This window comes from Clostridium sp. AF23-6LB (genome assembly GCF_003461085.1).
GTDB classification, from domain to species: Bacteria; Bacillota; Clostridia; order Lachnospirales; family Lachnospiraceae; genus Coprococcus; species Coprococcus ammoniilyticus.
Genome location: NZ_QTWK01000002.1, coordinates 568,342 through 579,390 on the forward strand (window position 1 = coordinate 568,342; position 11,049 = coordinate 579,390).

General features: G+C 42.8%; 11 protein-coding genes and 2 tRNA genes. All 13 read left to right on the top strand.

Annotated elements, in window-relative coordinates; genetic code table 11:
• The first annotated feature begins 204 nt into the window (after positions 1-204).
• On the top strand, positions 205-2,778 hold the full coding sequence (secA, locus tag DWY07_RS06910; RefSeq protein ID WP_021943121.1) for a preprotein translocase subunit SecA: 2,574 nt from the start codon (positions 205-207) through the stop codon (positions 2,776-2,778).
• A gap of 45 nt (positions 2,779-2,823) precedes the next feature.
• A protein-coding gene (prfB, locus tag DWY07_RS06915) for a peptide chain release factor 2 (protein WP_117822541.1) occupies positions 2,824-3,937 on the top strand; the annotation gives its coding sequence in 2 pieces (ribosomal slippage) (positions 2,824-2,898 and positions 2,900-3,937; 1,113 coding nt in all).
• A 36-nt stretch (positions 3,938-3,973) separates the two neighbouring features.
• Complete coding sequence (locus tag DWY07_RS06920) at positions 3,974-5,188, top strand: homoserine dehydrogenase (RefSeq protein ID WP_117822542.1); 1,215 nt, start codon at positions 3,974-3,976, stop codon at positions 5,186-5,188.
• 99 nt (positions 5,189-5,287) lie between these two features.
• The gene (locus tag DWY07_RS06925; protein ID WP_021943124.1) at positions 5,288-5,767 is read left to right on the top strand and encodes a dCMP deaminase family protein; all 480 of its coding nucleotides are present in this window, start codon (positions 5,288-5,290) and stop codon (positions 5,765-5,767) included.
• Positions 5,764-6,195 (top strand): tRNA (adenosine(37)-N6)-threonylcarbamoyltransferase complex ATPase subunit type 1 TsaE, encoded by a 432-nt coding sequence (gene tsaE, locus DWY07_RS06930; protein WP_181983893.1) that lies wholly within the window; start codon positions 5,764-5,766, stop codon positions 6,193-6,195. The genes DWY07_RS06925 and tsaE overlap by 4 nt, the downstream gene beginning before the upstream one ends.
• Positions 6,196-6,199: 4 nt before the next feature.
• Positions 6,200-6,910 carry a tRNA (adenosine(37)-N6)-threonylcarbamoyltransferase complex dimerization subunit type 1 TsaB gene (gene tsaB, locus DWY07_RS06935; RefSeq protein WP_021943126.1) on the top strand — a complete coding sequence of 237 codons (711 nt, stop codon included), beginning with the start codon at positions 6,200-6,202 and terminating at the stop codon, positions 6,908-6,910.
• Positions 6,903-7,406 carry a ribosomal protein S18-alanine N-acetyltransferase gene (rimI, locus tag DWY07_RS06940; RefSeq protein ID WP_021943127.1) on the top strand — a complete coding sequence of 168 codons (504 nt, stop codon included), beginning with the start codon at positions 6,903-6,905 and terminating at the stop codon, positions 7,404-7,406. Before tsaB ends, rimI begins: the two co-directional genes overlap by 8 nt.
• 108 nt (positions 7,407-7,514) lie before the next feature.
• Positions 7,515-7,733, top strand: a complete 219-nt coding sequence (locus tag DWY07_RS06945; RefSeq protein ID WP_021943128.1) for a hypothetical protein — start codon at positions 7,515-7,517, stop codon at positions 7,731-7,733.
• Between the two features lie 94 nt (positions 7,734-7,827).
• Complete coding sequence (locus DWY07_RS06950; RefSeq protein WP_021943129.1) at positions 7,828-8,736, top strand: ribonuclease Z; 909 nt, start codon at positions 7,828-7,830, stop codon at positions 8,734-8,736.
• Between the two features lie 30 nt (positions 8,737-8,766).
• Positions 8,767-9,798, top strand: coding sequence for a tRNA (adenosine(37)-N6)-threonylcarbamoyltransferase complex transferase subunit TsaD (tsaD, locus tag DWY07_RS06955; protein ID WP_117808589.1), 1,032 nt, complete (start codon positions 8,767-8,769; stop codon positions 9,796-9,798).
• A 127-nt stretch (positions 9,799-9,925) separates the two neighbouring features.
• On the top strand, positions 9,926-10,627 hold the full coding sequence (gene ispD / locus DWY07_RS06960; protein ID WP_021943131.1) for a 2-C-methyl-D-erythritol 4-phosphate cytidylyltransferase: 702 nt from the start codon (positions 9,926-9,928) through the stop codon (positions 10,625-10,627).
• Positions 10,628-10,750: 123 nt separating this feature from the next.
• Positions 10,751-10,836 (top strand) — tRNA-Ser (locus tag DWY07_RS06965).
• Positions 10,837-10,883: 47 nt separating this feature from the next.
• A tRNA-Ser gene (locus DWY07_RS06970) sits at positions 10,884-10,972 on the top strand.
• Positions 10,973-11,049: the final 77 nt, after the last annotated feature.

Here is an 11,049-nt window from a genome sequence, read left to right on the forward strand (position 1 = left end):
GGGTCGCCAGACAATTAACGCTGGCGGCTCTTTTTTTGTGGTCAGATTTAAAGAATGAATGTTGATTATTCATCATTATTTCATAAATGCTTTACCAAAGCTTTTCAGATTCATTCTTGATATAAATTTCATATGATGGTATTATGTACCCTGAGTAATAAGATTTGGATATGAAACCAAGAAAACAGTTAGGAGAATAATAGAATGGGATTATTTGAAAAAGTATTTGGCACACATAGTGAGAAAGAACTGAAGAAGATCGCTCCTATTGTGGACAAGATAGAAGCACTTGATTCTGACATGCAGGCATTGTCCGATGAGGAATTAAGAGCAAAGACAGCAGAATTCAAAGAGAGACTTGCAAATGGGGAAACGCTTGATGATCTGCTGGTAGAAGCATTTGCAGTTGTAAGAGAGGCTGCATACAGAGTGCTTGGCATCAAGCATTATAGAGTACAGTTGATCGGTGGCGTTGTATTACATCAGGGACGTATCGCCGAGATGAGAACCGGTGAAGGTAAGACCCTTGTGTCTACGCTTCCTGTATACTTAAACGCACTGGAAGGCAAAGGTGTTCAGGTCGTAACAGTCAACGATTATCTGGCAAAGCGTGATGCTGAATGGATGGGTAAGGTTCATGAGTTCCTTGGACTTACAGTTGGTATTATTTTGAATTCATCTACAAATGATGAAAGACGTGACGCATATGCATGTGACATTACTTATGTAACAAATAACGAACTCGGTTTCGATTACTTAAGAGATAACATGGTTATCTATAAAGAAAAGCTTGTGTTAAGAGGGCTTCATTATTGTGTAATCGACGAGGTCGACTCTGTATTGATCGATGAGGCGAGAACACCTCTGATCATTTCAGGACAGAGCGGCAAATCGACAGAGCTTTATAAGATGTGTGATTACCTTGCAAGACGTATGAAGCGTGGTGAAGGTGATGGCGAGATCTCCAAGATGGATATGCTGATGAATACAGCAATTGAGGAAGACGGAGATTTTCTTGTAAATGAAAAAGACAAATACGTTATGCTGACAGCAAACGGTGTGAAGGAAGTAGAGCAGTTCTTCCATATCGAGAACCTGTCCGATCCTGAGAATATCGAGATCCAGCATAACATAATTCTTGCACTTCGTGCACATAACCTGATGTTCCGTGACCGTGATTATGTTGTAAAGGATGACGAGGTTCTGATCGTTGATGAATTTACAGGACGTATCATGCCGGGCCGTCGTTTCTCAGACGGACTGCATCAGGCGATCGAAGCAAAGGAAAATGTAAAGGTTAAGAGAGAGTCCAAGACACTTGCTACGATCACATTCCAGAACTTCTTTAATATGTTTGAGAAGAAAGCAGGTATGACAGGTACAGCAAGTACAGAGGAAGAAGAATTTAGAGAGATCTATGGTATGGATGTTGTAGAGATCCCAACCAACCTTCCGGTACAGAGAATTGACCACCCGGATTCTATCTTCAAGACAAAGAAAGAGAAATTAAACGCTATTGTTGAGCAGATCAATGAGAGTTACAGAAAAGGACAGCCTGTTCTGGTTGGTACAATCAATATTGATGCATCTGAGGAACTCAGCCACATGCTCAGCAAGAAAAAAATTCCACATAAGGTATTAAATGCAAAGTTCCATGAGCTTGAGGCAGAGATCGTTGCAGAAGCAGGTCAGAAGAATGCAGTTACGATCGCAACGAACATGGCTGGTCGTGGTACGGATATTAAGCTTGGCGAGGGCGTTGCTGAACTTGGCGGACTTCGTATCATTGGTACAGAACGTCATGAGTCCAGACGAATCGATAATCAGCTCCGTGGACGTTCCGGTCGTCAGGGAGATCCGGGTGAATCCAAGTTCTACCTGTCTCTGGAAGATGATCTGATGAGATTGTTTGGTTCTGAGAGAGTTATGAGCCTTTATGATACATTGAAGATCCCGGAGGGCGAAGAGATCCAGCATAAGACAATCTCGAACTTCGTAGAGAAGGCCCAGAAGAAGATCGAAAGCAACAACTTCGCGATCAGAAAGAACCTGTTAGAGTATGACCGTGTAAATAATGAACAGAGAGAGATCATGTATAAGGAGCGCCGGAGAGTCTTAGACGGTGAAGATATGCATGAAGTTATCCTGAAGATGCTCAAGGATGATATCAATGCATGTGTAGATACTGTATGCTCATCAGAAGTTGCACCGGAAGAGTGGAATATTGTAGAGCTTGACAATATGATCCGTGAAATCATTCCATTTACAGAACCAATCGCACTTACTGAGCATGAGATCAAAAAGGGTGACACAGAAGAACTCAAAGAGAGATTGTATAATGAGGCTGTGGAACTCTACCATGAGAAAGAAAAAGAATTCCCAAGTCCGGAAGATATGCGTGAGATCGAGCGTATTATCCTTCTGAAGGTAATTGATAGAAAATGGACTGACCATATCGACGATATGGAACAGTTAAAGCAGGGCATCGGACTTCAGTCACTGGGTCAGAGAGATCCTGTTGTAGAATATAAGTTTGCCGGTTATGACATGTTCAATGAAATGACAAGAGCAATTCAGGAGGATACAGTAAAACTGCTTCTTCGTGTTAAGGTTGAACAGAAGGTTGAACGTGAGGAAGTAAATAAAGTTACAGGAACAAACAAGGATGATACTGTATCCAGAGGGCCTGTAAAGAAAGCAAAAAAAATCGGAAGAAATGATCTGTGCCCATGCGGCAGCGGTAAGAAATATAAGAACTGCTGCGGACGGAACGAATAGAAATAATGTGTTGCAGCTGCAACCGATAAAGTAGGTGAGAAATTAATGATAGAGACAGACCAGTTTAAGTTCACATTGAATCAGTACAGACAACCATTAATGGAAGTAAGGGATTCACTTTGACATCGCTGGCAGAAAAGACAGCATAGGAAAATTACAATATGAGATGGAACAGCCGGGCTTCTGGGATGATGTAGCAAAGTCAACCAGTGTTTCCAGACAGTTAAAGGAGCTGCAGGATTCGCTGGAGGAATATCAGAAGCTGGAACAGGATTTTTCAGATATTGAAACCCTGATTCAGATGGCGGAAGAAGAGGGCGATTCCTCTATGATAGAGGAAATCGGTGAGATGCTGACAGCATTTCAGAAGGAATTCGAAAATTACAGGATCAGTCTTCTGCTGTCGGATGAGTTTGATGGTTACGATGCCGTTATGACGCTTCATGCAGGAGCCGGTGGGACAGAGTCCTGTGACTGGACATCGATGTTATACAGAATGTATACCAGATGGGCGGAAAAGCACGGTTTCAAGGTGGAAGTGCTTGACTATCTGGAAGGTGATGAGGCTGGCATTAAGTCGGTTACGATACAGATCAGTGGACAGAATGCTTATGGATATCTGAAATCAGAAAAAGGAGTACATCGTCTGGTTCGTATTTCACCGTTCAATGCAGCGGGCAAGCGGCAGACTTCATTTGCTTCCTGCGATGTGATACCGGAGATAGAGGAAGACCTGGAAGTGGATATCAATGAAGATGATCTCCGGATCGATACTTACAGATCGAGCGGAGCCGGTGGACAGCACATCAATAAGACATCATCGGCGGTTCGTATCACGCACATTCCGACCGGTATCGTAGTACAATGCCAGAATGAGCGTTCACAGCATATGAATAAGGATAAGGCTATGCAGATGCTGAAGTCTAAGCTGTATCTGATCAAGAAACAGGAGAATTTGGATAAGATTTCGGATATTCGGGGTGAGATACTGGAGAATGGATTTGGAAGCCAGATCCGGTCTTATGTTATGCAGCCGTATACGATGGTGAAGGATCACCGGACAGGTGAAGAAAGCGGAAATGTTGCCGCAGTTTTAGATGGAGAACTCGACGGATTTATGAATGCATATTTAAAATGGTGCAGCCGGAGTGAGTCGTAATATACAAAAAAGAATGCAAAAAGGAGAGACACCCACATGGTAAATATAGCAGTATTAGGTTATGGTACAGTTGGTTCAGGCGTGGTTGAAGTAATCAATACAAATCACGAGATCATTAATAAGAGAGCGGGAGAAGAGATTAACATCAAGTATGTTCTTGATCTGAGAGATTTCCCGGGAGATCCTGTACAGCAGATACTGACACATGACTTCAATGACATCTTAAACGATGATGAAGTAAAGGTTGTTGTTGAAGTAATGGGAGGAATCAATCCTGCCTATACATTTGTAAAACAGTGCCTTGCAGCAGGCAAGAGTGTAGCAACATCCAATAAGGAACTGGTAGCTTCTCACGGACCGGAATTACTTGCAATCGCAAAAGAGAATAATGTGAATTTCTTATTTGAGGCATCTGTTGGCGGTGGTATTCCGATCATCCGTCCATTAAATACCTCTATCACAGCAGATGAAGTAACAGAAATCACAGGTATCTTAAACGGAACAACAAATTATATCCTGACCAAGATGGATCAGGAAGGTGCATCTTATGATGAAGTGCTGAAGCAGGCACAGGATCTGGGATATGCAGAAAGAAATCCGGAAGCAGACGTAGAAGGTGGAGATGCGTGTAGAAAGATCGCTATCCTGACTTCTATCGTATATGGAAAGCATCTGGATTACACTAAGATCCATACAGAAGGAATCACAAAGATCTCAACAGAAGATTTCAAATATGCAGATGCGCTTGGCGTATCGATCAAATTAGTAGGTACGACTAAAAAGGAAGGAGATACCTTATACTCCTTCGTTGCACCTATGATGCTGGATGAGAACCACCCATTATCCGGTATCCATGATGTATTCAATGGCATATTTGTACATGGAAATGTTGTAGATGATATCATGTTCTATGGAAGAGGAGCCGGAAAGCTTCCAACAGCATCCGCCGTTGTATCCGATGTTGTAGACGAAGTAAAACATATGGGTAAGGATATTATGGCAAGCTGGGATGCAGAAGCGCTTCCAATCGGTGATTTCAGAGATGCGGTTAACCGTTTCTTCATACGAGTAAGTGCAGATGCGATCACAAAAGATGAGATCCAGAAGCTGTTTGGTGATGTGACATATGTAACAGCAGAAGGTGTGGACGGAGAGCTTGCATTTATCACTTCGTCCATGACTGAGGGCAGTTTTGCTGATATTACAGCTAAAATTGATAAAATTTTCAGCATAATCAGAGTAGCATTTTAGAGAAAAAAGTTGTATAACCATAAGATGACCGTTTCAAAAATGTGTTGTCAGCATATGGATATAACGAGATGCTCAGATAGAAAGAAAAGGAGGACACCGATGAAAAGAGCCGATTACATTAGCTGGGATCAGTATTTTATGGGTATTGCACTGTTGTCAGCAGAGAGAAGCAAAGATCCTTCCACTCAGGTTGGTGCATGTATCGTAGACGATAATAATCGTATTCTGTCGGAAGGGTATAATGGTATGCCTGCCGGATGTGAAGATGATATCATGCCATGGGGAAAGATTGGTGATCCTTTGAACAATAAATATTTCTTTGTGTGTCATGCAGAATTGAATGCCATCCTGAATTACAGGGGCGGCAGCTTAAAGGACGCAAGACTTTATTCGACCTTATTTCCTTGCAATGAATGCGCGAAAGCAATCATTCAGTGTGGGATAAAAGAGGTGATCTATCTGTCGGATAAATATGCCAGTACCGACAGCACGATGGCATCCAAGAGAATGTTTGATATGGCAGGAGTTACTTATCGGCCATATGAAGTAAAAGGAAAGAAGATAACGATAGATTTATGATGATTGTAAAAGAAAGCAACAGCAGAGAAGACACATACAGGATCGGACGGGAGCTTGGCGAACAGGCGGTTCCGGGACAGGTATTCTGTTTCTTTGGAGATCTGGGCGTAGGAAAGACGATATTTTCACAGGGATTTGCTAAAGGTCTTGGAGTCGATGATATTGTGAACAGCCCTACATTTACGATCGTGAAAGAATATGATGACGGACGGCTTCCGTTGTATCATTTTGATGTCTATCGGATCGGAGATGTGGATGAGATGGAAGAGATCGGCTACAATGAGATGGTATACGGTGATGGAGTATGCCTGATCGAATGGGCAAATCTGATCGAAGAGATCCTTCCGGATCATTATCAGAAGATAACGATTGAAAAAGACCTTGAAAAAGGGACAGATTATAGAAAGATAACGATAGAAGAGGTTTAAAGATATGAAGATCCTCGCTCTGGACAGCTCAGGGCTGGTTGCATCCGTTGCCTTATTAGAGAATGACAATCTGGTTGCAGAATTTACAGTAAATAACAAAAAGACACATTCACAGACCTTGCTTCCAATGCTGGACGAGGTTGTAAACGCAGCAGGTATTGAGCTTGATGCAGTAGATGCGATCGCGATCGCAGCAGGTCCGGGGTCATTTACCGGACTGCGTATCGGAGCAGCAACGGTAAAAGGACTGTCGCTTGCACTTGATAAGCCGGTTGTGCCTGTTCCGACACTGGAAGGACTTGCATACAATTTCTGGGGAAGTGACAGGCTGATCTGTCCGATCATGGATGCCAGAAGAAATCAGGTCTATACTGGATTGTACAGATTTGACGAAGCAGGTAATCTGGTTACAGAGATGGATCAGATACCGATGGATGTAAATGAGTTGATCGATCTGCTTCTTGAAAAAGATGAAGAAGTGCAGTTTACAGGTGATGGCATACAGGTGTATGGATCTCAGATCCTGTCAAAGATGAAGCATGCACGTCTGGCACCGGCACATCTGAACAAACAGAAGGCTGGATCAGTCGCATATGCCGGCGCTTACCGGTATGCGCATGAACAATATATAAATGGAGATGATTTTGCTCCTGAATATCTGAGAATGTCTCAGGCAGAAAGAGAAAGAAAAGAGAAAGGTGAAAGAAATGAGTAATAGCGTCAGTGATGGCGGGGCGGCGGGGCCCTATTTAGACAACATTGAGATAAGAGAAGGCGATGAGGAACAGTTGCTTGATATTGTTTCTCTGGGAGAAAAAGTATTTATGAGTTCCTGGAATGAGCAGATGGTTGCGACATCCATGTATGGAACGTATGATACCGTGCTTACAGCAGTTGACACAACGAAGGATGACAAGGTGGTTGGTTATTGTATCTTTACTGCACCGTGTGAGGATTGTGAACTGCTTCGGATTGCTGTTGATAAAGATTACAGGAAATGTGGAATCGGACACAGACTGATGAAAGAAATGATCCGCATGTGTGTAGAAGACAATGGAGAAAAGATCTTCTTGGAGGTTCGTGAGTCTAATGACGCAGCAATATCAATGTATGAATCACTAGGCTTCGATGAGATTTCCAGAAGGAAAGATTATTATAAAAAACCAACAGAAGATGCTGTTATCATGGAACTGAAGTGTTCACATTCATAATACATAGATGACAGGAATTCCCACTACAAAAGATGCATTTTTTCTATTATAATCGACAATAGAAAAGATACAGAGATCGCCGGGAAACCGGAAGATCAGGAGGAAATTATGATGGATGTAATACGTTGCAATATGTGTGGGAAAGAATTGTCAGTCAGAAATGACATTTTGATGGAAGATGCAATTATAATTTCAAAAAAGTGGGGATACTTCTCAAAGAAAGATGGAGAAACCCACAGGATCTGTATATGCGAAGATTGTTATGACCGGCTGGCAGACAGCTTTGCAGTACCGGTACAGAGAGACGAAACGGCAGAATATATGTAGAACCAGAGAGTCATTTGAATATAAAATGACTCTTTTTTCCTTACAGGAGAAATGGTTTACAGACAGAGTGGAAACAGAAGTTGGAGGATAGAATATGTTAGATGTATGTTTGCTTGGTACAGGCGGAATGATGCCACTTCCGTACAGAGCGTTGACATCCATGATGATACGATACAATGGCAGCTCTATATTAGTTGATTGTGGTGAAGGAACGCAGGTAGCAGTCAAACAGCAGGGATGGAGCTTCAAACCGATCGATGTGATCCTGTTCACACATTTTCATGCAGATCATATCAGCGGATTGCCTGGGCTACTCCTGACAATCGGAAATGCAGAACGAAAGGATCCGGTTCTGATGGTTGGACCAAAACGGTTGGAACGGGTAGTGAACTCTCTGCGCGTGATCGCACCGGAGCTTCCATTTGAGATACAGTTTAAAGAACTGACAGAGGAAGAAGAAGAATTTGAAGTGTGTGGCTTACGTGCAAATGCGTACCGGGTAAATCATAATGTTACCTGTTATGGATATTCATTTGAGCTTGACCGTGCTGGTAAATTCGATGTGGAACGTGCACGTGCACAGGAGGTTCCGATGCAGATCTGGAATACATTGCAGAAGGGCATGACGATAGAACTGGACGGCAGGCTCTATACACCGGATATGGTTATGGGACCGGATCGGAAAGGGCTTAAGGTCACATATTGTACAGATACTCGTCCGACACCACTTATTACAAAACATGCGGCAGGCTCAGACTTGTTTATCTGCGAAGGAATGTATGGTGAACCGGACAAATACGAAAAGGCAGTTTCCCATAAGCATATGACAATGTATGAGGCGGCGGAGATTGCGAAAGAGGCAGAAGTAAAACAGATGTGGCTGACACATTATAGTCCGTCCCTGATCAAGCCGATGCAGTACATGGATGAAGTAAGAAAAATATTCCCGGCTGCGGTTGCAGGAAAAGACCGGATGGAGACAACGTTAAAATTTGCAGACTGATACAGACGGTAAAACAGGAAAAAGAGGAAGATGAAAATGGAGAAAAAAGATATAAAGATTCTGGCAATTGAATCATCTTGTGATGAGACTTCAGCGGCTGTCGTCGTAAACGGTAGGGAAGTATTATCAAATATCATATATTCACAGATTGACATTCACACACTGTATGGCGGCGTTGTTCCTGAGATAGCGTCAAGAAAACACATCGAGAAAGTGAATCAGGTAATAAGGGCTGCACTGAAAGAAGCAGACTGTACTCTGGATGATATAGATGCGATCGCAGTTACATATGGGCCGGGCTTAGTAGGAGCTTTGCTGGTTGGAGTAGGAGCAGCAAAGGCGATCAGCTATGCAAAGAATATCCCATTGGTAGGCGTTCATCATATAGAGGGACATATTGCTGCTAATTTTATAGAAGATAAGACATTGGAACCGCCATTTATGTGTCTGGTTGTATCCGGCGGGCATACCCATCTGGTAAAGGTGACAGACTACGGGCAGTTTGAGATCCTTGGTGTGACCAGAGATGATGCGGCAGGTGAAGCATTTGACAAAGTAGCAAGAGCTATCGGACTTGGATACCCGGGTGGACCGAAGGTAGATAAGCTTGCAAAAGAGGGAAATCCGGATGCAATTGAATTCCCTAGAGCAAAGATTTCCGATTCTGCATATGATTTTAGCTTCAGTGGTCTGAAGTCTGCAGTTTTAAATTATATCAATCAGAAGGAAATGAAGAATGAGGAGATCAACCGCGCAGATGTAGCGGCATCCTTCCAGAAAGCGGTAACGGATGTACTGACAGAACATACCATCTATGCAGCCAGGAAATATGGCATGGATAAAGTTGCGCTGGCAGGCGGTGTTGCATCCAACTCAGCACTTCGTGCATCGATGAAAGCGGCCTGCGAAAAAGCAGGAATTCAGTTATATTATCCGGCACCGATCCTTTGCACCGATAATGCAGCCATGATCGGAGCGGCTGGTTATTATGAATTCATAAAAGGTACCAGACACGGGCTGGATCTGAATGCAGTTCCAAATCTGAAATTAGGCGAGCGGTAGAAGGATACAGTAAGAAGTGAATGCAGATTGCTCTGCTGCTTTGTGAGTGTTTGTAAATATATGGTGAAAGAATACAATATGAAACAAATATTAGAGGCAAAAAAGATAAAAGGATAGAAGAGAAAACATGAAGACAACGGCGATCATACTTGCGGCAGGAAAAGGCAGCCGAATGCACAGTAAAATTGAAAAACAGTTCATGGAGCTTGGAGGCTATCCTGTAATTTATTATGCATTAAAAGCTTTTGAAGAAAGTCCTGTGGATTCCATCATTCTTGTAACAGGAAAAAACAGTGTGGAATATTGCAGGCATGAGATCATAGAGAAATATCATTTTACAAAGGTTGTATCTGTAGTAGAGGGCGGTGAAAATCGGTATGATTCTGTATATAATGGTTTGTGTGCATGTCCGGAGACCGATTATGTCATGATCCATGACGGCGCAAGACCATTTGTGACACAGGATATGGTCGTTAGATCGATCCAGACACTGGCAGATTACAAAGCGTGTACGGTGGGGATGCCTGTAAAGGATACGATAAAGATCGTAAATGAAAATCGGATTGGAATGGCGACTCCTGCAAGAGAGTACCTGTGGCAGATCCAGACCCCACAGAGCTTTGATTATAAATGTCTGATGAAGTGTTATCAGAAGATGATGAAGAAACGGGCAGATGGGGCAGCAATAGCAGTGACGGATGATACGATGGTGGTCGAAGAATACGGTAAGATACAGGTGAAAGTGATTGAGGGCAGCTATACAAATATAAAGATTACGACACCGGAAGATATGCGTATTGGACAGGAATTTCTGCAAAAACAGGGGTAAAGAAGTACTTGAAAATACCAGTCACAAAAAAATGAAATAATTTGAAAAAATGTGTTGACATAGAAAAACAGAAGTGCTAATATATACAAGTCGCCGGTCAAAAGGAGACTTAAACAACTGGATGGAGAGATATCGAAGTGGTCATAACGAGGCGGTCTTGAAAACCGTTTGTCCGAAAGGGCGCGAGGGTTCGAATCCCTCTCTCTCCGCTGACTTTTCAATAAACAAAGATGGAAAGTTCAAGCGCTTGATACTAGGAGAAGTACCCAAGCGGTTGAAGGGGCTCCCCTGGAAAGGGAGTAGGCCGTTAATAGCGGCGCGAGGGTTCAAATCCCTCCTTCTCCGTTAAGTTTTACTGGTACAGGCGAAAACAAAGAACCTTGAAAAATTAACAACATGACAACCCTGAAATTCCAAATAAA

Excerpts from the sequence above, each read along its gene's own strand:
- secA (WP_021943121.1), top strand. The coding sequence starts at position 205 with ATGGGATTATTTGAAAAAGTATTTGGCACACATAGTGAGAAAGAACTG.
- tsaB (WP_021943126.1), top strand. The coding sequence starts at position 6,200 with ATGAAGATCCTCGCTCTGGACAGCTCAGGGCTGGTTGCATCCGTTGCC.
- DWY07_RS06920 (WP_117822542.1), top strand. The coding sequence starts at position 3,974 with ATGGTAAATATAGCAGTATTAGGTTATGGTACAGTTGGTTCAGGCGTG.
- DWY07_RS06925 (WP_021943124.1), top strand. The coding sequence starts at position 5,288 with ATGAAAAGAGCCGATTACATTAGCTGGGATCAGTATTTTATGGGTATT.
- tsaD (WP_117808589.1), top strand. The coding sequence starts at position 8,767 with ATGAAAATGGAGAAAAAAGATATAAAGATTCTGGCAATTGAATCATCT.
- DWY07_RS06945 (WP_021943128.1), top strand. The coding sequence starts at position 7,515 with ATGATGGATGTAATACGTTGCAATATGTGTGGGAAAGAATTGTCAGTC.
- rimI (WP_021943127.1), top strand. The coding sequence starts at position 6,903 with ATGAGTAATAGCGTCAGTGATGGCGGGGCGGCGGGGCCCTATTTAGAC.
- DWY07_RS06950 (WP_021943129.1), top strand. The coding sequence starts at position 7,828 with ATGTTAGATGTATGTTTGCTTGGTACAGGCGGAATGATGCCACTTCCG.
- ispD (WP_021943131.1), top strand. The coding sequence starts at position 9,926 with ATGAAGACAACGGCGATCATACTTGCGGCAGGAAAAGGCAGCCGAATG.
- tsaE (WP_181983893.1), top strand. The coding sequence starts at position 5,764 with ATGATGATTGTAAAAGAAAGCAACAGCAGAGAAGACACATACAGGATC.